This window comes from Agrobacterium larrymoorei, assembly GCF_037722385.1.
GTDB lineage: Bacteria > Pseudomonadota > Alphaproteobacteria > Rhizobiales > Rhizobiaceae > Agrobacterium > Agrobacterium larrymoorei_C.
Genome location: NZ_JBBKAQ010000001.1, coordinates 580,139 through 603,621, shown reverse-complemented (window position 1 = coordinate 603,621; position 23,483 = coordinate 580,139). Strand labels below are relative to the sequence as shown.

General features: G+C 56.3%; 20 protein-coding genes and 2 pseudogenes. 15 read left to right on the top strand and 7 right to left on the bottom strand.

Translation table 11 applies throughout. From position 1 onward, the window contains the following. From pcaH to pcaD, 3 genes and pseudogenes are all read right to left on the bottom strand, one after another. Positions 1–741: a protocatechuate 3,4-dioxygenase subunit beta gene (pcaH, locus tag WKI41_RS02650; RefSeq protein WP_340191970.1), complete on the bottom strand. Its 741-nt coding sequence runs from the start codon at positions 739–741 to the stop codon at positions 1–3. Continuing rightward, positions 738–1,175 (bottom strand): 4-carboxymuconolactone decarboxylase, encoded by a 438-nt coding sequence (pcaC, locus tag WKI41_RS02645; RefSeq protein ID WP_313557188.1) that lies wholly within the window; start codon positions 1,173–1,175, stop codon positions 738–740. Before pcaC ends, pcaH begins: the two co-directional genes overlap by 4 nt. After that, a pseudogene (gene pcaD / locus WKI41_RS02640) lies at positions 1,161–1,949 on the bottom strand (3-oxoadipate enol-lactonase); the annotation flags it as partial. The pseudogene pcaD and the gene pcaC, both read right to left, overlap by 15 nt. Before the next feature lie 84 nt (positions 1,950–2,033). Between pcaD and pcaQ the strand changes: the two are divergent. The 11 genes and pseudogenes from pcaQ to WKI41_RS02590 all read left to right on the top strand — a co-directional run bounded on the left by pcaQ (position 2,034) and on the right by WKI41_RS02590 (position 12,700). Further along, positions 2,034–2,966 (top strand): pca operon transcription factor PcaQ, encoded by a 933-nt coding sequence (pcaQ, locus tag WKI41_RS02635; protein ID WP_340191969.1) that lies wholly within the window; start codon positions 2,034–2,036, stop codon positions 2,964–2,966. A gap of 649 nt (positions 2,967–3,615) precedes the next feature. After that, the gene (locus tag WKI41_RS02630) at positions 3,616–4,668 is read left to right on the top strand and encodes a diguanylate cyclase (protein ID WP_340191968.1); all 1,053 of its coding nucleotides are present in this window, start codon (positions 3,616–3,618) and stop codon (positions 4,666–4,668) included. Between the two features lie 370 nt (positions 4,669–5,038). Beyond that, positions 5,039–5,500 (top strand): helix-turn-helix domain-containing protein, encoded by a 462-nt coding sequence (locus tag WKI41_RS02625; RefSeq protein ID WP_340191967.1) that lies wholly within the window; start codon positions 5,039–5,041, stop codon positions 5,498–5,500. Positions 5,501–5,552: 52 nt separating this feature from the next. Continuing rightward, positions 5,553–7,508 (top strand): hypothetical protein, encoded by a 1,956-nt coding sequence (locus WKI41_RS02620; RefSeq protein WP_340191966.1) that lies wholly within the window; start codon positions 5,553–5,555, stop codon positions 7,506–7,508. A gap of 30 nt (positions 7,509–7,538) precedes the next feature. After that, on the top strand, positions 7,539–7,757 hold the full coding sequence (locus WKI41_RS02615) for a hypothetical protein (RefSeq protein WP_340191965.1): 219 nt from the start codon (positions 7,539–7,541) through the stop codon (positions 7,755–7,757). A 48-nt stretch (positions 7,758–7,805) separates the two neighbouring features. Beyond that, a complete protein-coding gene (locus WKI41_RS02610; RefSeq protein WP_340192302.1) occupies positions 7,806–9,014 on the top strand; it encodes a YcaO-like family protein in 1,209 nt (402 codons plus the stop codon). Next, positions 9,011–9,715 carry a TfuA-like protein gene (locus tag WKI41_RS02605; protein ID WP_340191964.1) on the top strand — a complete coding sequence of 235 codons (705 nt, stop codon included), beginning with the start codon at positions 9,011–9,013 and terminating at the stop codon, positions 9,713–9,715. Before WKI41_RS02610 ends, WKI41_RS02605 begins: the two co-directional genes overlap by 4 nt. A gap of 120 nt (positions 9,716–9,835) precedes the next feature. Beyond that, positions 9,836–10,090 carry a hypothetical protein gene (locus WKI41_RS02600; protein WP_340191963.1) on the top strand — a complete coding sequence of 85 codons (255 nt, stop codon included), beginning with the start codon at positions 9,836–9,838 and terminating at the stop codon, positions 10,088–10,090. Positions 10,091–10,743: 653 nt separating this feature from the next. Further along, positions 10,744–10,908: pseudogene (locus tag WKI41_RS21705) on the top strand (AAA family ATPase); the annotation flags it as partial. An 87-nt stretch (positions 10,909–10,995) separates the two neighbouring features. After that, positions 10,996–11,919, top strand: coding sequence for an AAA family ATPase (locus WKI41_RS02595; protein WP_425340984.1), 924 nt, complete (start codon positions 10,996–10,998; stop codon positions 11,917–11,919). Between the two features lie 541 nt (positions 11,920–12,460). Next, on the top strand, positions 12,461–12,700 hold the full coding sequence (locus tag WKI41_RS02590; protein ID WP_340191961.1) for a DUF6894 family protein: 240 nt from the start codon (positions 12,461–12,463) through the stop codon (positions 12,698–12,700). 884 nt (positions 12,701–13,584) lie between these two features. On the opposite strand, the gene WKI41_RS02585 is transcribed toward WKI41_RS02590, so the two are convergent. Next, positions 13,585–14,181: a TetR/AcrR family transcriptional regulator gene (locus WKI41_RS02585; RefSeq protein ID WP_340191960.1), complete on the bottom strand. Its 597-nt coding sequence runs from the start codon at positions 14,179–14,181 to the stop codon at positions 13,585–13,587. 224 nt (positions 14,182–14,405) lie between these two features. Between WKI41_RS02585 and WKI41_RS02580 the strand changes: the two genes are divergently transcribed. The 4 genes from WKI41_RS02580 to WKI41_RS02565 all read left to right on the top strand — a co-directional run bounded on the left by WKI41_RS02580 (position 14,406) and on the right by WKI41_RS02565 (position 19,383). Beyond that, positions 14,406–15,395, top strand: coding sequence for an XdhC family protein (locus WKI41_RS02580; protein ID WP_340191959.1), 990 nt, complete (start codon positions 14,406–14,408; stop codon positions 15,393–15,395). 168 nt (positions 15,396–15,563) lie between these two features. After that, entirely contained in the window at positions 15,564–16,097 is a 534-nt protein-coding gene (locus tag WKI41_RS02575) for a 2Fe-2S iron-sulfur cluster-binding protein (protein ID WP_340191958.1), read from the top strand. Beyond that, entirely contained in the window at positions 16,094–17,083 is a 990-nt protein-coding gene (locus tag WKI41_RS02570) for an FAD binding domain-containing protein (protein ID WP_340191957.1), read from the top strand. Before WKI41_RS02575 ends, WKI41_RS02570 begins: the two co-directional genes overlap by 4 nt. Continuing rightward, positions 17,080–19,383: a xanthine dehydrogenase family protein molybdopterin-binding subunit gene (locus tag WKI41_RS02565; protein WP_425340969.1), complete on the top strand. Its 2,304-nt coding sequence runs from the start codon at positions 17,080–17,082 to the stop codon at positions 19,381–19,383. Before WKI41_RS02570 ends, WKI41_RS02565 begins: the two co-directional genes overlap by 4 nt. Positions 19,384–19,648: 265 nt before the next feature. Here the strand turns inward: WKI41_RS02565 and WKI41_RS02560 are convergent, their stop codons facing one another. From WKI41_RS02560 to WKI41_RS02550, 3 genes are all read right to left on the bottom strand, one after another. Further along, positions 19,649–19,885 carry a hypothetical protein gene (locus WKI41_RS02560; RefSeq protein WP_340191956.1) on the bottom strand — a complete coding sequence of 79 codons (237 nt, stop codon included), beginning with the start codon at positions 19,883–19,885 and terminating at the stop codon, positions 19,649–19,651. Positions 19,886–20,113: 228 nt separating this feature from the next. Then, positions 20,114–21,217 carry a GNAT family N-acetyltransferase gene (locus WKI41_RS02555; protein WP_340191955.1) on the bottom strand — a complete coding sequence of 368 codons (1,104 nt, stop codon included), beginning with the start codon at positions 21,215–21,217 and terminating at the stop codon, positions 20,114–20,116. After that, positions 21,217–23,460, bottom strand: a complete 2,244-nt coding sequence (locus WKI41_RS02550) for a TonB-dependent siderophore receptor (RefSeq protein ID WP_340191954.1) — start codon at positions 23,458–23,460, stop codon at positions 21,217–21,219. Before WKI41_RS02550 ends, WKI41_RS02555 begins: the two co-directional genes overlap by 1 nt. Between the last annotated feature and the right edge of the window lie 23 nt (positions 23,461–23,483).

Sequence of the window (23,483 nt, the reverse complement as noted above, 5' to 3'; positions counted from 1 at the left end):
TCAGTTCCCCTCCGGGCGGTTCTCGAAGAAGGTGGAGCGGCGACCACGCAACACGATGTCGAACTTGTAGGCGCGCATATCCATGGGAATGGTCGCATTCATGTCGAGCGGCGCGATCAATCGACGGATGGCATCCACGTCAGGGATCGTCTTGACAATCGGACACCGCCAGATGAGCGGATCGCCCTCGAAATACATCTGGGTAATCAACCGCTGCTGAAAACCATGACCGAAGACCGAGAAATGGATATGGGCCGGGCGCCAGTCATTCACGCCATTCGGCCATGGATAGGGACCGGGCTGAATGGTCTTGAACCAGTAATAGCCATTCTCGTCGGTGATGGTGCGACCGACACCGCCAAAATTTGGATCGACGGCGGCGAGATAGCTTTCCTTCTTGTGCCGATAGCGCCCGCCGGCATTGGCCTGCCAGAACTCTAAAAGCGCACCGGCGACACCCGCACCGCACTGATCGAGCACGCGGCCATGCACGAGAATGCGCGGCCCGATCGGCATTTCGCCGGGCTTGGCATAGTTGAGGATCAGGTCGTTATCGAGCGGGTTCAGCAACCCATGACCGAAAACCGGGCCGCTGATTTCGCTCTTGGTGCCCTCAAGCGAAATCAGCGCACGCTGTGGCGAGCGCAAAACGGAGGTCTTGTACCAGGGCGTGTAGGCTTGCGGCTGCATCTCCCGATCACGGGCAAAGAAGGGGCCGGTTTCCGGTGGTTGATTGCTCACGTCGTCTGCTCCTTCAGCGGGGAGGATGCGTTTCGGTTTGCCAGCACCTGCTTGGCAATCTTGAAGCCATGATTGGCGGCAGGCACTCCAGCATAGATCGCCACATGCATCAGCGCCTCGCGAATATCGTCCTCACTGGAACCGGTATTGGCGGTCGCCCGGACATGCATCGCCATCTCCTCATATTGCCCAAGTGCTGCAAGAAGCGCGATGGTCACGTTTGAGCGCTCTCTCTTTGTCCAGCGATCGCTGGACCAGACCGTGCCCCAGGCACTTTCGGTGATCAATGTCTGAAATGGCTGATCGAAGGATGTCGCCTGCGCGCTCGCTCGGTCCACATGGGCGTCGCCCAGCACCGCGCGGCGCGTGGCCATGCCGCGGCTGTGGCGGTCGACGGATAGTGGTTCGGTATCGCCTGGCGGAAGCGCCTTCAGGAAGTCCGAGACCGCAGCTGCGTAGGCAGTCGGCTGCTCAAGCGGCGGGATGTGTCCGTTGTTGCAGACCCTAACAAAGTAGCTGTTGGCAACGAGACCGGCCAGCGACTCTACGAGTTCAGATGGAGTCGATCCATCCTGATCGCCAGCGACGCAAAGTGTTGGGACAACGAGACGAGCAAGAGCATCGGTGTAATCGGCATCGCGGATCGCCGCGCAGGTGCCGCAGTAGCCCTCGGCCGACTGGCGAAGCAGCATGGCGCGAGCGCCCGCGTAAAGCGGATTGTCGTCGCGGCGAAATGCAGGGGTAAACCAACGCTCCATCACGGGATCGACAAGGCTCTCAAGCCCGTTTGCGCGGACGGCGTCGATACGCGCATTCCACATCTCGGCCGTGCCGATTTTCTGCGCTGTGTTTGAAAGGACCAGGGCCGCAACGCGCTCGGGATGTGTTATCGCAACCGACTGCGCGATGAGGCCACCGACCGAAAGCCCCCAGACGATGACCTCGCCGATCTTCAGATGATCGAGAAGGGCGATAAGATCGTCCGCATGAGTCTCTATCGTATAGGGCGGCGTTCCGACGCTGGAAAGGCCGTGGCCGCGCTTGTCGTGAAGCAGATAGGCATAAGCATCGCCAAGCTCGTCGATGACGGTATCCCATATACGGAAATCCGTGCCAAGCGAGTTGACGAACGCGATGACCGGTTTGCCAGCCGACAGACCCTTGGTCCGGTAGTGAATCGCGGCATCGCCGACCTGAAGAAAATTCATCTCTCACTCCTCTTATGCGGAGATTGCAAGATCGCGCTGGTTAAGTAAAATGAGATTTTCGGCATTTCTCATAACTTGGTGGTTATGGCTTCTCTCATCGATCCACGTATCAAGCTCCGGCATCTGCAAGCCTTTATCGAGGTGGCGCGACAAAAGAGCGTCATGCGAGCTGCCAACGTGCTGCATATCAGCCAGCCGGCAGTCACCAAGACGGTGCGAGAACTCGAGGATGTGTTAGGCGTCGCACTCTTCGAACGCGAAGGTCGCGGTATTCGTCCGACGCGTCTCGGCGATATCTTCCTGCGCCATGCGGGCGCCACGATGGCCGCCCTTCGCCAGGCGGTAGACGCTGTGTCACGGGAAGCGGCGCATACCGACCCGCCGGTGCGCATCGGCGCACTGCCGACGGTATCAGCGCGCATCATGCCCGAGGCCATGACGCACTTTCTCGCTGAAGCAGCGCAGGCTCCCATTAAGATTGTCACTGGAGAAAACGCTATCCTGCTTGAGCAATTGCGCCAGGGTGACCTTGATCTTGTCGTCGGTAGGCTTGCCACACCGGAGAAAATGACGGGCCTCAGCTTCGAGCACCTCTACTCGGAGCAGGTTGTCTTCGTCGTTCGTCCCGGCCATCGACTGCTGTCAGGCAAGGCCGATCTCTTCACCGAACTTTCAAATTACCCAATTTTGATGCCGACCCGCAATTCGGTGATCCGCCCGATCGTCGAACAGTTTTTGATCGCACAGGGCGTGGCGATGCCGAAGACGCAGATCGACACAGTCTCAGACTCGTTTGGACGCGCCTATGTCCGCATGAGCGACGCCATCTGGATCATTTCAGAAGGTGTAGTCGTCGACGACGTCGCAGCGGGCGCACTTGCGATTCTGCCCTTCAACACCTCCGATACTAGCGGCCCCGTAGGGCTGACAATGCGGACGGATACTGCAGTGTTTACCTCGCTCGCCCTCATGATCGAGGCAATTCGCAGGGCTGCGACTATTGGGCGGATGGCGTGATCTGAACCAAGACCGCTTGCCTGGGATCAAACCGCTAAAGTGGGATTATTTATCGGATGAGTAGTTGTTCACGGCACGTGCCGGCAACGATTGTTTAAGCACGTGTAAAGGTACCGCGAGTGCTTCGCGGGCAACGTCTTCCAGCTTCATGAAACATGCACAGATGGGGAGAACTTTCTCAACGTCTAGCTAAATCGACCCTATCGAGCGGCTTGGCATGGCAACCTAGCTACTTTGTTGGTGGAGCCGCGAAACATTGCGATATGGACCGTTGCGAGATCTGACTGACCATCTACTCTCGCCAGGCAGGCCCGTCGACGGTCGCATTCAATCAGCCGCCAAACCCTTCCGCCTGAACACATCACTAGATTTAATTTTAGCACCCAGCACGCTTAACGTTACGCCAACCATATCCGCGATATACGAGACGACGTAAGGAATCTTATAGAGACCACCCTGTAGGCTTTGACGTAAGGCAGGCAGAGCAATGCAGATCGATTTACAAACCCTTTGGTACTTGACCGTCGGAACACTGCTGGTGTCAGCGTTGCTTCTCCTTTGGGAAATGCAGGGACATCCAGGTCGCGCACGTGTGCTCGGTGTTCTCGCCGGAGCACTTTTCGCCTTCGTTCTCGGTTGCATCCTCGCAATGAACCGCAGCCACTTTCCGGCCGCGCTGGGTATGGCAGCGACCAACATCCTGATGATGTCAGGATACCTCCTGGTCCTCAACGCAGTTGCCGGTCTCGACGGTCATCGATTTTTCAGGTGGTCCGTCGCGGCGCTAAGCTTCCTAGGCATCGTCTGGGCGATCGCTGGCGCGCACTTTCCGGCTGCTTTCTGGAACCACGTCTCGTCTGTACCCATCGCGCTGACCTGCGGCCTGACAGCAAGAGTACTGCTGCGCAGCCGCACGGTACGGCAGTTGCGCTCGCGTCCAATCGCAGTATTGGTCTCGGCCTTCCATGCCGTGTTCTATTTTGGCCGAGCGTTCATTGCCCCTGTTGTGATTGAGCGCTACGGGCAGGATATTGTTTCTATCGTCGCGAAGGTGACCATGTACGAGGCCGTCTTGTACTCGGTGGCGATGCCAATGTCCCTTCTGATGATTATTCGAGAGGAGGAAAAGCTGAACCTGCTCCGCATGTCACAAACCGACCAGTTAACCGGGCTTGCAAACCGTCACGCCTTCTTCGAGCAGGCTGCTCAGATGCTACGGGAGCGGCATGGCGACCCCGTCTCACTGCTGGCCTTCGACCTCGACCACTTCAAGGCGATCAACGACAGTCATGGACATCCGACTGGAGATAAGGTTTTGCAGCTGTTCGCCAAAACTGCCCGCGAAGAAGCGGGGCCCGACGCACTTCTTGTCCGGTTGGGCGGCGAGGAATTCGCAGCACTTCTGCCACGGTGCGACCATTCCCAAGCTCTTAGTCGCGGCTCGGCGATCGCACGTCGATTCGCCGAAGCAGCCGCTCGAACAGAGGGCTTGAACATGCGGGCTACCGTCAGTGTTGGCCTTTCGGCACCGGACTGCAACGACCTTGCCGCCATGCTTGCGAGCGCTGACAGCGCGCTTTATCGAGCAAAAGCCCTTGGGCGGAATCGAGTTGAGACCGCACGGTCAAACGAGTTGCTGCCGCATCCCTCGGCCGGTTCCTTGCATCATCAGCTGCGATTGGTCTCGGTCGGGGCTTCGTGACACCATATTGTGCTCAGTGAAAAGAGCGCCTTGATGCGCCAGCTCCCTGCCCCTCATTCTGCGATGGCGTTTCAACCAATCCTCAAGCCTGGTTGCTATTTGGCGAAGTTGCGGTCGCGCCCGGTTGCCCTGAGCCTCCATTCCCAAATGTAGCTTGACCGTGGCCAGGACTAGCACCTCAACGCCTCCGCTCTCATTCAGGAGGGTCAGAGCTAAGCACAAGTAATCCTGTTGAATTGCCGAATGCGCACTTACTAAAGATTGATATTGTACTAAATTTCAATACAAGCTGCAGATTAAGTGCGCAACCCCGACCTATGCCGGGCACGTTTCAACGCAACATAACGCCAGTCGTGTTAGGAGCTCATCCATGACCACCAAAAGAAGTCCCGATGCGATCGACGTGTTTGTAGGCAGTCGTATCCGCATGCGTCGTTTGATGCTGAAGTTGAGTCAGACGCAGTTGGCAGACGAGCTCGGAGTAACGTTCCAACAGGTCCAAAAATACGAAAAGGGCACGAACCGTGTTGGCGCAAGCCGCTTGCAAAAGATCGCAAATGTTCTCGGCGTCCCACCAAGCTTCTTCTTCAATCAAGAGAGTGAAGAACCGGTCACCACTGCAGGTATCGGAGACTTTTCGGCGATGAGCTACGTTTCGCAATTTCTTCAATCCCGCGAGGGACTGGCCCTGAACCAGTCCTTTTTGAAAATTCCCGACGCAAACGTACGCCAGAAGATTGTGGCACTCGTCAAAGCTATGGCCGAGATGGATGAGATTCTTCCTGTTCCTCCTGGTGAGCGTTCATCGGAAGAAGTCAGGTTGCACATCTAAATTTTAGATCCGGTTTTTTTGGACTACCATCACCAAAATGTAGTGGGGAGCAATGACGTTCAGGCTGCTAACACTTGGTGAACTGCGGCTCGTTGACCCTGTGGGGAATGCTGTTGCCTTCTCCGAAAAGGGTTTGATCATCCTTGCCTACCTGTTTGTCCACCCGCAACGCGCTCAATCGCGGGCGGCGTTGTCTAAGCTGTTATGGGACGCAATCGAGCCAGCGCAGGCATATGCCAACATGCGCAAGTCACTCTCGAGGATAGACAGCCGGCAGCAGGAGTTGGGTCACCAATTTGTCCAAATTACTGCTTCCGATCTGAAGCTCAATCCCGAGACGATCGATTGCGACATCGCGGGTTTGCAAACCCCGCCTTACTCGGACGCGCTCACTGACCTGCGCGCGCTGGTCGAACTTTTCAGTCACGTTTTTCTCGAAAACGTTGACAGCACAGGAGCCGCACTTTCAACCTGGATTGAACAGCGAAGGGCGCAACACCTGTCCCGATTACGGGAAGCGTTGATCACTGTGATACCGATCGCAAAAACCACACAAGAAATCGCGCTCGTCAAGGAAGCGGCCCTTCGGGTATTCCAGCACGACCCGGATGACGAATTGATCGTCAGCTTGCTTGCGGAGACCTATTCCACAGAGGGAAAGGTAGAGGCCATCCGAAACATCTATGATGGCCACAAACAAAAGCTGTGGGGCAACCTTACCCTCAGCCCCGACGTCCATGCCCTGAACGTCGTCAAGAAGGTCTTCGAGAAGCAGCGCACTCTCTTCCCAATCCCGAAGAGAGGGATCGGAGACTCGCTGGCTGCAAACACACAAACAGGTCTCAAGCGACCTATTCCGAGGCTTGTACTCCTGCCACCGGCAGAGAGCATCCCGGGTAGCCAACCTCTCTTCCCTTTCGCCGACGCACTTATTGAGGACGTCACCATCGCGCTGTGTGCGTTGACTTCAGTGTCTGTGGTCGCTCCTTACACGGCCGCCCAGATCGGGCGGCATTCGGACAAGGCCAACACAATCGCGCAGCATTCCATCTCATACGTGCTGGATACCAGGCTTTCAGGCCGTGGCGCTCAACGCAGCCTCTTCGTGCAACTAGTTTACTTTGCAAACGATGAGGTCATCTGGGCGGACCGCTACGACATGGAGAAAGACAGTCTGGCCGCCCAGCGTCGTCAGATCGCCCGCCGAATTTCCACGGCGATCACCGGGGAGATAGAGCGCAACGAGCTGGCAAGGGAATATTTCGAGCAAAGCCCGGCCGCGTACCATCATTACCTTCTCGGACAGCGACATCTCAAGAGCCTTGGCCTTCCGGATATTCGCCGTGCACGCAAAGAATTTCGAGCAGCGCTCAATCACGCTCCCTATTTTGCGCCAGCATTGAGCGGTATCGCCCGAACATATTCAAGGGAATGGTTGATAACGGCGCGTGGAGACGCTCAACTCCTGAAAGAAGCCGAAAAACATGCCAACAAGGCGATCGGGGCCGGTCAGGACATGGTCGGCGGCTATAGAGAACTCGGTGTTGCTAAGATGCTCTTAGGCAGCATTGATGAAAGTGTTGAGGCCTTAGAGCTGGCCGAAACTTTGAGCCCGCATTATGCCGATGTCGCCGCCGACTACGCCGACACACTTGTCCATGCGTCCAAGCCCGGCCTGGCACTTGATAAAATCGAAAAAGCCATCGACCTCAACCCCTTGAGCCCGGATGTCTACCTTTGGACGGCAGCCGGCGCGAACTACTGCCTCGAAGAGTACGAGCAAGCCATATCCTATATTGAGCGGATGGCCGACAGGGGGCTCGCTAACCGCCTCTCCGCCGCAAGCTGGGCGATGCTTGGCGACCAGAAGCGGGCGAAGAGCTTCGTGCGCAAAGCGCGGGAAACCAATCCCGACTTCGACGTGGAGACTTGGCTGAGCGCCGTGCCATTCAAGGAGCAATGGCAGAAAGATCACTACCGTGATGGCCTGCGAAAAGCAGGGTTTTGAAGCAAATGTGCCAAGAGAAGGATTTTCAGCATGGCAAGAATCGTCGTCATCGGAGCTCCAGGAGAGTCTGGCCTGTGGGTTGCAGATCTTGATGCAGGCACTGTCAAGCCGTTTCAGCCCCCGGCAGGGAGCGCGCTTGAGGCCGCGGGTAAACTCCGGGCTAGCGGAGCTACGATCATCAAAGGCGTGGATTTCGCTGTCACTGTGAAATCAGCAGACGACGCGTTCTCTGGTCACCTGGACGGATAATCCAGCCAATGACGCGGCCTCGGGAAGAGAGTGTTGTTTAACGATCAGATGCCGAAACTTCCTGAGGCCGCCTCCTCCACTTATTCGGCCCGTCTCTGCACGCCAGAAGAGACCCTCGAACGCGTCGAAGCCTTCCTGCCACGCTACGGGATCACTCGCGTATCTCGGTTGACCGGTCTCGATAATATCGGGATTCCCGTCTGGAGCGCGGTCACGCCTAACGCTCGCTCGATCGTCATCCATCACGGCAAAGGCATCACTGATGCTGATGCTAAAGTATCTGCCACGATGGAGGCGCTTGAGCGCGCCGTCGCCGGTAGTCCGTCGATCTGCACGGTCACTACAACACAAGCCATTCTCAAACTACAAGGGCGGGTTGTTGATAACCTCATGGTGCTCATCGCTCAAGGTCAGGACGACATAGCAGACGACGAGATGCTAACATGGGTCCAGGGACGAGATGTTTTGTCCGAAGCTGAAACCTGGGTACCCTATGAAGCTGTCATTCTGGATCGTACCGCAGAGGTGATCCGGTACTGGCAATCTTCGGATGGCCTTGCATCTGGCAATACGCTCCTGGAAGCAAGCCTGCATGGGCTGCTGGAGCGCATCGAACGCGATGCGGAAACTTTATGGAACATCGCGAGCGCGCAACAGCGCCTCACGACCTGCCTTGACCCTCGCAGCTTTCTGGATCCAGTCATAGATGGACTCATTAACAAGATTGAAAACGCAGGCCTGGAACTCCGGCTGTTTGACATGACGAGCGACATCGGCATCGCCTGTTTCGTAGCGTTTCTGGGCCCCACCTCTATCGCATCAAGAAGCAACTTGCGCTTTATCGATGTGACCAAGGGAAGCGGTGCGCATCTTGATCCTGCGCGAGCGGCAATCCGGGCAGTCACGGAAGCAGTTCAATCCCGCCTGACTTATATCAGCGGCGCGAGGGATGACATGTATCCAGAAACATTCGAACGGCTCCTACCTCAAGAAATTCGCGACTATTTCAGTGCCGATCCGAAGCCCCTACCTCACCGCAAGATGATAGGCCATGGATCTCTGGAAGACATGCTGCATAGCGTGCTCGAGCATCTTAGAACTGCAGCGATCGATTCCGTCATCGTCGTTCCGCTGACACCAACGGACTTTCCCTTCTCGGTTGTCAAAGTCTTGGTGCCTGACCTCGAGAACCCACCTGGAGAGCGAAAAAGACGGTTTGGAGTGAGAGGCATATCGAAGGCGTTGTTTTCGCTATGAAGGTTGTCTTTACCGGCCCGACGCTTCCGGATGCAGTAGATCTGGTATCGACGGATGTCGAAATTCGCGGCCCGGCCAAGCACAGAGATATTGTGGCAGCCGTCACCGACGGTGCCACGGTGATCGGTTTGATCGACGGATATTTCGAAGATGTAGCCCCCATCTGGCATAAGGAAATCTTATTCGCTCTCGCTCAGGGCGTTCGCGTCTATGGCTCAAGCAGCATGGGCGCTTTGAGGGCTGCGGAATGTGCAGCATTTGGGATGACCGGGGTTGGCAAGATTTACAGCCTTTATGAAAGTGGCGAACTCGTTGACGATTCCGATGTCGCGCAAATCCATGGCCCAAGGGAGATGAACTACGTGTCCCTGTCCGAGCCCTTAGTGAACGTATTGGCAACTCTTGAAGACCTGTTGTTGCGGTACGAACTTGATCACGCGGAATATGCGGGCCTGAGGACAAGCGCCGAACGAATGTTCTTTAAAGAGCGAACTTACCGAGCAATCGTTGCCAATGCCGATCTACCAAACAACTCATCTCGAGAAAGCTTACAAATGCTCCTGCGGGAGAACGCTATCAATCAGAAGCGGCGCGATGCTTTAGAATTGCTGGACGCGATAGCGACGGCTGACGACAGGCGAGTAGAAGTATCTACGGAATGGACCTTCGCTTCGACAAGGCAGTGGCGAAAGATCTTCTAGCGACGCCGGTTGTAGTCCGATCCTGCTCGGCACTCAAAGCTGTGTCACGCCTGTGTCACGCGCAATTCCATAACTTCTAATTTATCCTTCACCTAGACACTGATTTGGAATGAGGGATTGATGATGGCACTAGACGCTCGTGAGAAAAACGCCGACCAGAACGACGATATCGCACCAGAGCTGGCTTCGATTGCACGGCTTGTGACCTATGCGCGCAACAGCGCCAAGGATCTCGACCTTGAATTCTCGACCTACTGCCTCGATTTGGCTTTAGGTTCGCTGGTCGAAGAGATCAGAAAACGTGGAGTGGATAATACTGAAGGCAACGATGATGGCGATTACACTCCTAGCGTCATCTCCGGGTCATCGCACTGACTACGAGGTCGAGTATCTGGTCGTCTTTCCCCTCAAGTCTGAACTCGCATTCTTCGGCAAAACGTGATGCTATGCGCATTCAGTAGACACTCTCCTGCTTACTTATGAGACAACCGCCAGCCGTTACATCTTTGCATGATGCGGAGAGCCCTTAGGAGAACGTCCTCGCAAGTAACGACAGCGCTCTAGAGAGAGGGCAAGAAAAACTATTTGTGAAAATGAAAACGTACCTGGCAGGAAGAAGCTTGTTGTAAGAACGACAATCATCCCGAACGGGAAGCTACCGCATTTCAGTTGTCCCACGACCAGCTTCTGCCACGCTGGCCACGGATGGAGGTGAGACATCTACGTCAAGCGGCGCTAGTCGGGTGTTGCCCCGAAACGTTAGAAACGGTCGGCCAACGCTGGGCGCTAAAAATTTAGGGTGTGGAGTAGACAGAAGCAGTCAACCCGCCACTATCTAGCACCGCTCAGAACCAAGCCGAGCTTTTGGCCTCTCATAAGGCAGGAGTACCGGAGTCTGTCGTTTTTAATACAGACGAGTACCAAGCTTCTGGAAGGTGCGTCTTTCGGCCCCGGTAACAAAATTATTCGCGGAACCAAAATCAGCGGTCGCGCGTGTACTTGATGTCTCACCGTGCTACAAACAGGCTATGGCGCTCATCACATTGGCTGTATCCGGCTACCGCTCTCTCCGCAGCCTCGTGCTCCCGCTCGAACGGTTGAATGTTGTCACGGGTGCGAATGGCAGCGGGAAGTCGAGCCTTTATCGCTCATTGCGCCTCCTAGCCGACGTGGCTCAAGGTCAAGCCATTGCATCGCTCGCCGCTGAGGGAGGCTTGCGGTCGACGATGTGGGCTGGTGGTTCAGGTTATTCAACCGCCATGCGTTCAGGACGATCGCCGATGCAGGGAAACGTCGGTCGCGGCCCCATTTCCCTTCGGCTGGGCTTTGCCTCCGAAGATTACGGCTACGCCATCGATCTAGGGCTTCCCACTCCCGGCCCTGGCGCCAGTAGGGAAGAAGCTTCTCTGTTCGGCGATGATCCGGTCGTAAAGGCAGAAGCCGTCTGGGTCGGAGAGAGATTATCGCGTCACAACGCTATCGCTCGGCGCAGCAACGCGTCGGTTCTGGTGCAGGATGGAAGCGGTCGTCTACGACCCGTCGTTTCCGACCTTGCTCCTTTCGAGACCATGATGATGCGCGCAGCCGACCCGACGAATGCGGTTGAACTGCTTGTTCTTCGTGAACGTATGCGCGCTTGGCGATTTTACGATCTCTTCCGCATCGATCGCGACGCGCCCGCACGCAGTCCGCGGATCGGGACGCGTACAGTAGCCCTTGCTTCCGATGGTTCAGATTTGGCACCCGCTGTTCAGACGGTGCGGGAAATCGGCGATGGACCAGCGTTTGACAAAGCGATTGAGGATGCCTTCCCAGGATCATCGCTTGAGATAGACGCAAGAGACGGATTGTTTCGTCTGTCGATGCAACAAAACGGACTAAATCGCCCTCTTGAGGCGTCCGAACTTTCGGATGGGACATTGCGATATATTGCCCTCGCCACCGCACTTCATACGCCGCGCCCGCCGGAATTGATGGTACTGAACGAGCCGGAGGGGAGCCTGCACCCAGATTTGCTGGCACCACTCTCGCGCATGATCGCAGCAGCCAGCGAACGCAGCCAGGTCATCATCGTGAGTCACGCTCAGGCACTTGTAGAAACTCTCTCCAAGCATGGCGCTCAGATGTTGGCGCTGGAGAAGGAGAACGGCGAAACAGTCGTCGCGAACGTAATATCTCCGGGGTGGGCTTGGCCAGAACGCTGATTTCACCAGATCGTTCACCGGACCACGGCACGTAGAAATGACGCTGAGGAGCCGCCGTCTAGGACCCTTAGAACAAAGCGTTAAGAAATACAGCCTCGGAGGAAGCTGCAAAGCCCCTTAGCGGCTCCAGCGGGTGTTTCCGCGCGGTCAGTATTCTACGCTAATGATTTAGCACCAACTCTCGCATGCCTCATCACATGATTCCGGACCGGTAATGTCCCATTGTAACTGAGAGCAATTCGCGGAGTCCTAGCTCTGCATGAGAAGGTGGCGCACATCTAGTTCATCTGAGAATTTCGTGGCGGCTGCGTTTGCGTCCGAATGTCTAAAGCAATGATTTCCGTCGCGCTTTGATGAACAATGGCTCAGGGGATCGACAGACACTGTCTGTACCGCCATCCCTGACAAACTTCATCTCAATCCTGACCTTGTCACCCTATCCCACTCAGCCGTCATTTCCCGCTACGTTGTGGTCCGATGCTTTCAGCAACAATCTCATCAACCTGCAGTTAGACTGCACATTGGCATCAAGGGAGCGAGCATGCAGAAATATCACCTTCACCTCATCTACGATGATCACTCCCTCCTTGATGAAGAAGGCCAGACGTTCCGCGATGCCGCCGCCGCTCGAGACGAGGCTTCCCTGGCTCTCATGGAGTTATGGGTACAACACGGTCACGACCGCAGCCCTCTTCCCGACGCGATCGCTGTTTCGGATACAGAGAGAAAGTGTGTGACCGTGATCCGGATAGAAGCCTTAAAGACAGTCTTTCATTTGTAACGTCATTGGCCCACTCACAACTGGGCGCGCAGGCGCATCGGGAACCGTCTAAGCACCCAAGGGTTCGCTTCAAAAAGGAGCCATTTAATGAAGCCGGCGGACAAAGTTTCTTACGGATCGACAGAAGATACGACAGCATATCAAGATCACCGCAAGCCGGGGTCGATTGTAGATTATTGGAAATCGATGTGGGCTGTCTGCATCGCGCTCGTCTTCCTCTCGCTAATAGTCGGCTGGTCGCTGCTACAGCGCCCGGGTCCGGACCCAGCCCCCGGCGGATCTGCCGCGAACGGAGAGGTCAGAACACCTTCACCAACGTCAACTAAAGAGTGATCGAACGGTTCGTAAAACCAGGACAAGGTTTTCTTGCGAAATGATCATCCAAATGGCCGACAAACTCAAATCATTGACCGCGGACGCACATGTAGGTCGTGCGTTGACGCACTTATACTGGCTGTCGATATCGCGATGTCATTGCGTAGGTAACAAGTGCAACTTACCCAGCGTGTCGTTCGCCCCGCAGCAATCTGAATGCCGGAGCTAGTACTTCAATCGGCTGTATAGTCGGTTGCCAATTTCGCACTTCAGCCAATCTACCCCCCTTCGCACTGAAAACGTCATTTCATGCTAAGAGAACAAAAGCAGACAAAAAGAGAAGCGACAAACTGCATGCGATAGTGGGAATGCTCATCATGTGCTTTCCTCCAACCGGGTGACGACTTCAACGCAATCCACCAGCGAACGGTTGCGAGACGAGTAGTCATGATAGAGGGATTGCTGGATAAAATGCTGATCACCCATGGCACGTGCAGCATTACCGCAGCACCGGACGACCTATTTCTCCATGTCGATGCGAGCGCCCGTGACAGACATAGGTAGCAAACCTATGTGTTGGCTGGGCGGGTGCGCAACCCGTCCATGATCAACCGAACGATCCTATGAGCGCGTGGACGCCAGTCGGGTCCTTCCGGTACAGAGTACACTCCGAAGAGCGCGTTGAGGACGTCTGCGGCGTCAATATCTCCTTTGACAGCTTGTGCCTCTCGAGCGTGGGCCAGGAGCTCTTCAAAGGCGCTATGCAATATTTTCGAGCCTTCTGAAAACAGAGCAGAGTTGGACGTGAACAGCAGTTTCAAGCTGTTCGCCATACCGCGCTTGGTCGCCATGTAATCGACGAACCGATACATCCATTTTTCGACAGCCATCTCGGGTTCTTCTTCTGCCATGAACGCGTGCGCTGCCGTGGCAAGAAGCTCTAACTCACGCCGGTACACGCTCTCCACCAGATGTTCGCGGGTCGGAAAATGCCGATAGAGCGTACCGATGCCTACACCCGCACGCCTGGCGATGTCTTCAAGCGACGCGGATGCTCCCTGCTCGGAAAATGCCTGAGCGGCGATCTCGATCAGTTTCTCGCGGTTTCGCCGGGCGTCTGCCCGCAAAGGCGGCTGGTCAACCTTTGGCGTTGGTTCCTCGGGCACTTAAGGGGACGCTCCATAAGAAATGACTTGACGAAAGATCGTAAGCCACTAAGTTAAACGGAGGCGCCTCCGTTTATGGACGCGCCGTTCGTCTCCTTAAATCAATTGAGAGGCGGATGTCATGCCAAAATCAGAAAAATGACGATGATGGCCGGCGGCCCTATCGTTCTTCAGGAGCTCAACCGTCCGCGGCTCATACCGATATCGCAATCCCGGAGGCACCCATGACTCAATTGGCGAATACCAACGTGAATAATGATAGTGCCCCTCATTGGTTGCCTCGCGATGGCAACATTTCCATTTCGCCTGCGCCTCAAAAGGCTTTCTCGACCGACAGAGCTTACGACATCCTGAACTTTGCCATCGAAAAGACGGCGGCAGGACGCCAAGTGGCCCTATGCACATTGGTGGAGATCCGCGGCGGTTCCTCACGTCCAATCGGCGCGCATATGGCAGTCAGCGAAGACGGACGTTATTGCGGCTATGTTTCCGGAGGGTGTACGGAGGCGGCTATTGCTGCTGAAGCCTTGCAGGCGATGAGGAGCGGTCACGATCGGTTCGTTATGCTCGGCGAAGGATCGCCCTTCTTCGATATCGTTCTTCCCTGCGGAGGCGGGATTACGGTTTCCATTCACCTCCTCAAGCACATCGAACCGCTCTGTTCCATCAACAGGCTGGTGGATAATCGCCAGCGCGCGTCCCTTTGCTATTTGCCGGGCCCTCGCCAACTTTCGCTTGGTCCCAAGGTCGCAAAAGCCGGCTGGGATGGCGGTGTATTCGTCACCTGCTACCGGCCGAGTGTGCGCATGATTTTGTCTGGGCGCTCCCTTGAGGTGGAGACGACCGCCCGAGTTGCTGAGGCTGCTGGATATGAGGTCATTTGCCTGGACGACCCCGCCATCTCCGACATCAATCACTCGCTGGTCGACGTCGACACGGCAGTGGCTCTTCTTCAGCATGATCTAGACCAGGAAATGCCGGTCCTTGAAGCCGCGCTTGCCGCATCGCCATTTTACATCGGAGCTCTTGGCAGTTCCCGCACGCATGAGAGACGGGTCGAGCGATTGCGCCAGCGCGGCCATTCGGAGGAGACAATCGGTCGGATCAAGGCGCCCATCGGCGTTTTCGGAAGAGCAAGAGACGCCCAGTCTCTAGCGCTCTCCGTCATCGCCGACATTGCCTCCTCGCGGCAAACTGATGTCGTTTGCAGCTAAGGTATTCTCAGCAAAGCTGTCTTCTGAAGAGCTTCAAAACACTGAGCCATGGCGGAAAGTCGCTGCTTCAATGATCCCGACGGCCAGCCAAGGATAAACATCACCAGACGTTCCACACATGCCGCGATGGCATTTCCGGCGCGGACTTTCAGATGAGGGAGATATCCAATGCGATTCACCATAAACGGAACGGCAGTGGAGGTAGAGGCGGATATCCGCACCTCGCTGCTTGATCTCATGCGCAACTATCTGGGGCTCACCGGCACGAAGAAGGGGTGCGATCAAGGCGCCTGTGGGGCGTGCACCGTGCTGGTCGACGGCGAACGTATCAATTCCTGCCTCGCGCTTGCCGTTCAATATCAGGGTCGCAGCATAACGACCGTTGAAGGTCTTGCCGCAAACGGCACTCTTCACCCTCTGCAACAAGCCTTCATAGAGTACGATGGCTTCCAATGCGGCTACTGCACGCCGGGCCAACTCTGTTCCGCCGTGGGTATGGCGGGCGAACTCGAGCGCAATGTCCCGAGCGTCGTCACTGCCGATCTTTCGAGCGACAGTTTGACTGTCGATGAGACCGAAATTCGCGAGCGTATGAGCGGCAACCTCTGTCGTTGCGGTGCCTATAACGGCATTGTCGAGGCCATCTCCGAGACGCTTGCTCATGAAACGAAAGTCCGGGCCGATGAGAGGGCACGCGCATGAACATCTTTTCCTACCATCAGGCGTCAGATGCTGCCTCCGCCTTCAGTCTCAAGCAGGCGGGTCCCACCGCGAAATATCTGGGCGGCGGAACCAATCTCGTCGATCTTATGCGCGAAACCGTGGAGAGACCGGAAACACTAATCGATGTCACCCATCTCTCCAGCACCATCGAGCACCGCACAGATGGCAGCCTGCTGATCGGTGCAGGCGTGAAGAATACGGCACTTGCAGCCCATGGTGCCGTGAGATCGCAGTTTCCTCTTCTGTCGCGTGCCATCTTGGCGGGCGCCAGCGCGCAAATCCGAAATGTTGCAACAGTCGGCGGAAACATCCTCCAACGCACGCGCTGTCGCTATTTCTACGACAACGCTGCCCGCTGCAACAAGCGTCAGCCCAATTCCGGCTGCGATGCGCTGGACGGTTTCAACCGATACCACGCAATCCTCGGCGCATCTGAAAGCTGCGTTGCCACACATCCGTCCGACATGTGCGTTGCATTGGTCGCACTGGACGCAACGGTTCATCTTCACGGCTCGTCGGGCACGCGGATGCTGCCATTGCGCGAGCTTCACCGCCTGCCGGGCACCACACCCGAGATCGAAACTGAACTTCATCCGGACGATCTCATCACAGCCATCGAAATCCCGGCCCTTCCGCTTGCAAGCCGCTCCGCCTACCGGAAAGTCAGGGATCGCGCGAGTTACGCTTTCGCTCTCATTTCCGTTGCCGCAGCGCTTGAGATCGACGGTACTGGTCATGTGACGGATGTGAGGCTCGCGCTTGGTGGTGTCGCACACAAGCCGTGGCGAGCACTGAAGGCGGAAGCGCGCCTTAAAGGCCAGAAAGCAGATGCGGAGACTTTTGCGGCAGCGGCCGAAGCCGAACTCGCTGACGCCATCGGCTTGCGAGACAACACGTTCAAAATTGAACTCGCCAAGCGCACGATCGTCTCGGTTTTAGAAGAATTGAAGGGAGAAAACGCATGAGCGCAGAAACCCACATGCTGCCGGAAACGGCCAAGCTCGGTCGCTGGCAACCGGCCGTAACAAACGACCCACTTTTGCGAAAGCATGGTTCACTTGGGCAATCCGTGTCACGCATTGAAGGACCAATGAAGGTACAGGGCAAGACGAAATTTGCGGCGGAGTTTCCCTATGACAACATCAGCTATGCAGCGCTGGCCTTCAGCACCATCGCACGCGGTCGCATCGTCGAACTGAACGTCAGCGCGGCGGAAGCCGCACCGGGCGTCATTCTCGTCATGACCTATAAGAACGCGCCAATGATGAAGGCGCCATCGCTGATGATGTCTTCACCCACAGCTGCAGGCGCCACCGACCTTCCGGTGATGCAGAACGACGAAATCCATTGGAATGGGCAGCCTATCGCCGTCGTCTTGGCCGAGACGCAAGAGCAGGCGGATTATGCCGCATCGCTGGTCACGGCAAAATACGATGTGTTGACGGCTGTTACGTCTTTCGATGAAGCCAAAAAGTCTCCGCGACAACTCGAAAGCCTGCTCGGCCAGCCACCTCTCGTCGAGATCGGCGATGCCGAAGCCGCACTTGCCAATGCCGACGTCAAGGTTGACCTGGTTTATAGAACGCCGCGCCACAATCACAACGCCATCGAACTGCATGCGGCAACGGTTATCTGGAGTGATGACGAACTGCGCGTACATGATGCCAGCCAGTTGCTCGACCTGACAACGGGCCAGCTTGCGGATATTTTCGATCTCGACGTCAGCAAGGTCCATGTGACTTCGCCCTATGTCGGTGGCGGCTTTGGCGGGAAATGTCTCTGGGATCATCAGATCCTGGCTTGCGCTGCAGCCAAACTGGCAAGCCGCCCGGTGCGCATCATGCTGTCTCGCGAAGGGGTCTTCAGGATCGTCGGCGGTCGCACGGTCACGGAACAGCGTGTAGCCTTGGGCGCAAGGGCAGACGGAACCCTCGATGCCTTGATCCACACGGGAACGGCGGCTATGACGCTGCATAATTCCTGCCCCGAACAATTCACCTTTCCCGCGCGCCACCTCTACGCCGCCAGAACGTTCCGCCTCGGCCAGGATGTGGCCGATTTGGATATGATGGCAAACACCTTCATGCGAGCACCAGGCGAGTCGGTCGGAACCTTCGCACTGGAATGCGCGCTCGATGAACTTGCCGAAAAACTTGGACTGGACCCGATCGAACTGCGCCGGCGTATCGAGCCGGAAACGGATCCGACGACCGGCAAGCCATTCTCTTCTCGCTATCTCATCGAAGCCTACGAGAAGGGAGCCGAAAAGTTCGGTTGGGACAAGCGCAGCCAGACGCCGCGCCAGAAGCGTGAAGGCGAATGGCTGATCGGCATGGGGTGCGCAACGGCGACCTACCCCTACCACCGGTTCCCCGGCGGCGCCGCACGCATCAAGCTGACAGCAGACGGCCACGTCACGGTTTCAACCGCCGTCCACGATATGGGGATGGGAACCGCGACGGCGCAGGTTCAACACCTTGCTGCACGGTTAGGCTTGCCGCTCGATCGTGTGACCTTCGAATATGGCGATAGCAAACTCCCAAGGAGTGTAATTGCCGGAGGCTCGACGCAAACCGCCTCCATCGGTGGCGCGGTCATCGCGGCAACTGAAGTCTTCGTTGAAGAATTGATCAAACTTGCCGGAAACGACTCTCCACTGGCTGGTCTTTCGCTCTCCGACGTTGAAACAAGAGATGGCGGTTTAGCGCATGTCAGCGACAACAACCGCTTCGAGAGTTACCGGTCCATCCTCAAACGGGCTGGGCGAGACGAACTTGTCTGCGAGGCGGAGGCACCCGCACCGGCGGAAATGGAGGCTTTTTCCATGCATTCTTACGGTGCGCAGTTTTGCGAGGTGCGCGTCAGCGCAGTCACGGGCGAAACGCGCGTCTCTCGCTTTTTGGGTTCCTTCGATGCTGGGCAAATATTGAACCACAAGATGGCGACCAGCCAATTCAAAGGCGGGATCATCATGGGTATCGGTCTGGCTCTCACTGAAGAAACCAACTTTGACGAGCGAACGGGACGCATCGTCAATGCGTCCCTAGCGGACTACCACGTCCCGGTGCAGATGGACGTCCCTACAATAGAAGTCATTTACACAAACAAGCCCGATCCTCAGGCTCCTATGGGGGCACGTGGCATTGGAGAAATCGGAATTACCGGAGTTGGTGGGGCAATTGCGAATGCTGTCTACAATGCCACAGGCGTGCGCGTCCGCGACCTCCCCATCACCTTAGACAAGCTTATGGCCGGCCCTGATTAAACTTGACGACCGCGAGTGCAACAAAAGTGACGGCTTGCTTCTTCAGAAAGATCGCGGTCGTTCCGTAACGCTTAACGCTAAGGTAAGCGTCGGGATCACCGTCACTTCTTATATCAGCGCTCCTCGTGACGCGTGCCGCCAATGAATGTCTCGATCTGATTTCTGGAGAGTCCTTGAGAGAACGTGCAGACACTTTAACACGAGATTATCAAAAGGCTAACCAAGCTTAAATCGACCGCAGCAGGGAATACGCGTTCAATTAGCGTTACCTGTTGCGGCGGTAGATGTTATTGTTGGCGCCGCTATCAGCCCAGTCTCGACCGTTTTCGCGCCGCCAGTCGCAAATACCAGCATAGGGGTGGGAGACGTCATTTTCACCGTTGCCACACGATCTATTGTTGACGCCTACATAGAACGCACGGTCTTGATAGCCACGACCATCTACGCAGCCGCTAAGAACGATTACGGATACCACGCCGATCGCTATGCTCAATGTCTTCATGAACCGAACTCCGATAAGACAGGACTAACCACCTTTGCTGGAGCCGGTTCCATTGTTCGTCGGTCGTGGCACGCCGAAAGATTGATGCGCCGCCATCCTTCCGCAAATGCATGCCTACTCAAGGTGCTTCCGCACTGCGCTCCCCCCCCGAGGAGATAGCGCACAATCGACTTGTCGGATTGCGAGCAGAGATTGCTAATGTTCAAAGGGGTGCTCCCCAAGTGGCCATCACGCAGTCGGATGCCATAGACGGTCAGAAAAGAAACGCTGTCTGTTTATAGTCATGATCGCAGCATTCTTCATGGGGAGATCGACACTTTTGATATGTGAGAAGCCAGACTTTTGCAGATTTCTCAGTTGCCGGTGATGGTTACTGCTCGGTTCCTGCACTATGCGCTCTGTGCGCGGATCATCGAGAAACATGTAATGTAGAAGCGAAGGCAACCAGGCTGTAAACCAATCGCGGCCACGGCATGCTTCGTCACCCACGATTACGTGGCAACCGCGGTCATAGTCGTCCGCATCGCAAAAGCTGCCGACAATATCTTCCTTAGCCCAGTAGACCTCGAAATAGGAAAATGCTCTGCCATCGAAGCGGCCTATCAGCGGCATGATATGCGCGTCGGCGAACATGCCCTCCAGGTAACGCTTGTGTCTGTCTTCATCGCCGGCTTCGTGCCAGAACTCGTCCACACGGGGGCTATTCATCCAGCGATGCACCTCTGGCAGGTCGTCGAAGGTCGCCACATCCAGAGAGACAACACCACCGAGCCAGGGAATGTAACGGGCGTAAACCGTTCCCACCGGTTTCGGCGCACGCAGGGGGTGCGACACCCGTCCGTCATGAACATTGTGACGAGGGAAAACACCGCGAGCAGGCGCACTCCAGAGACCGGAGGTCTGCCAGACCATATCTGCGGACACGACAGGATGGAGGGAGGTGGATACCACCTGCATGTAAAGCCCGTGGGCCGCCAGCTCGTCTGCCAGCTCCGGCCAGCGATTGCCCGATAGGGTTAAGGATCGAACGGTTGGTAAGCTGGCGAACAGATACTCGAACGCTGCCGCTGCGAGCCGCCAGCGACCCGCCAACCGGGTCGCCAGATCGGCAACTTCAATTTTCCCACCGGCACCGTCAGCGGAAAAATCGAAAACCGCCGTGTCCCCGTCAGCATCGGAAACCAAAAGCTGCATGTCTTGGCGGTGAACCTCGACCGGGCCGCTTTCATGGAGATTAAAGGCGCGATAAAGGTCAGGCGCGGACTTTCCGGCTAGTCGGTACGGTGCGGCAGCAGCGAAAATTTCCTTCCGCATATCGCCCTGTTGATCCATCAGAACACTTTCGTCAGCGACACGGCGAATGTTCGTCCGCGTCCCTTGTAATCGAACACGGCATCATTTGCCAAAGCCCCGTAAAGAGCCTTCGCGCGTGCGCCCCATATCGTTGTGTAATCCTTGTCGAACAGGTTCATCACCCCGAACCGAAGCGTGGTGTCCTGCGCCTCGAACCGGTAGGCACCGGTCAGATCAAACAGCGTGTAACCATCGATCTCGCGGCTACTGTCGTCGCTGAGATTGAAAACATGTTGCCCGGCGAGCTTGACGTTGAAGTTATCCTTCGTCCAGCCGACATATCCCCCGAGCTTGGACACACTGGCCGTGCCAACGCTTTCCTGTTTCCAACTTCCATCTGACTTGATCTCGGACTTCACCCAATGAGCCGAAGTGCCGACATCAAAACCATAATCCAGCTTGGCACTGGCGCTGGCTTCGATGCCATAGACGCGTCGCTCACGATTGACGACATCGACTGCAAGGGTTGTGTTGTTAAACACGATGGACCGGTCGGAGAGCGAGTAATAGCCCGCAGTCTCGAAGCTGTATGTATCATCGTTGAAGCGGTAACCGACTTCAAACGAGTTTGTCATGATCGCCTGAAGTGCGGAGTCGGCAACATTAACGCTGTCCAGCAGCACATAACGTCCACCGACTAGGCTATAGCGCCCGACCCCATAATATTTTGCCGGGTCGGGAAGTTCGAAGCCTTGACTGAAATTGGCGTAGACTTGCTGGGTGTCAGTCAGCTCGTAGGTGGCCCCTGCATTGAAGAGGGCCGCATCGTAGCTGACGTCCCCGCCGGGGATGGTGTCGATAGAGGACCCAACGCCATTCAGAACCGCGACCTGCTGCGCTGCACCGGCGAAACTCGAAACTTCGGTTGTAACATATTGATACCGCACACCACCGTTGACCGTCAGCCGGTCCGTCGCCTCGTAGGATCCTTGAATGAATCCGGCCAAGGTCGAGACATCGATTTCGGGGTACAGGCCGGTAATGCCAATCGTCTTGAAGTCCATTGCGCCTGTTGTCGAGACAGTCAGGAGATCGAAGACATTCTGCTTTGAACTAAGGGAATCCCGGTCTGCATCAATCCCATAGGTGATCTTCAGCCCATCCAGTGGCTCCGAGATCATTGAGGCTTTCAGGCTGTAATAATCAGTGTCTTGGGAGCTACCGCCAAAATAGAGGAAGGGCGAGGTGACGGGGAACGGGTGGAAGCGAATCTCTTCCCTGCGGAAGCTGCCCTGCAGAAGGAGCTCCTGTCCCAGAAAATCATCGTCGGTGTAGGTCGCGTTGACCATGGTGCGGCGCGTACGTGGGTTGAAATCCGACCGGTAGCCATCCCGCGTTTCGAGCAGACCTGGGTTGCGGATACCCGCAAGGCCAGCGCCAAGATAAAGCCCGAAGGGCGAATCCTGCGCACTGTCATAAAATTGGCCCGTAAGCTCCAGGCGCCTGTTGGCGTCAATCTGCAGGCCGATGCTTCCCATGAAATCAACACGCTTGTTGAAGGCTGTCGAGGTCTGAGTGATATCAGGAGTGAGCATCGTGCCGGAGCCGTCGTAATAAGCGCCGGTCTGGTTTCCGGCAATGGCGAAACGCGCGTCCCAGTTTTCACTGTTATAGGTCACCGCGCCCGCGCCGTTGCGGTCAATATCGCGGGTGTGGCCAAAGCCGCTGCCAAGTCCAGCCGTCACCTCGCCATGCAGACCTTCAGGCGCATCCCTGCCCTTCTTCGTGATGATGTTGATGACACCGCCTGTAGCATTACCACCGTAGATCGCTGTCGCGCCGGACAAGACCTCGACGCGCTCGATATTGAACGGATCGATGGAATCAAACTGGCGGCTGAGCCCGCGCGCCGAGTTCATCGAAACACCATCGATGAGAACAAGCGCGGTGCGTCCCCGCAAGTTCTGGCCGTAAGATGTGCGGGCGCCCTCGCTGGCCGGATCGAAACTGGGAATCTTCTCCGCGAGAATTTGCTGCAGCGACTTGCCGGAGCGGGCTTCCGCTTCGATAGCCTCCGCATCAACGACATAGATCGTTCGCGCTGTTCGGGATATCTCCTGAGGTATACGGCTGCCGGTTATCACAATTGGCTCCAACACCGTTGGACCACTGCCGGACTGAGCGTTCTGTGACGCATCCTGTGCCTGCGCTGCGCTATAGCCGCCCCCTATTGCGACAACGATAGCCACAAGACTAACGCCAGCATTCCATTTTCCAATCATGTCGCCCCCAATGCGCAATAATC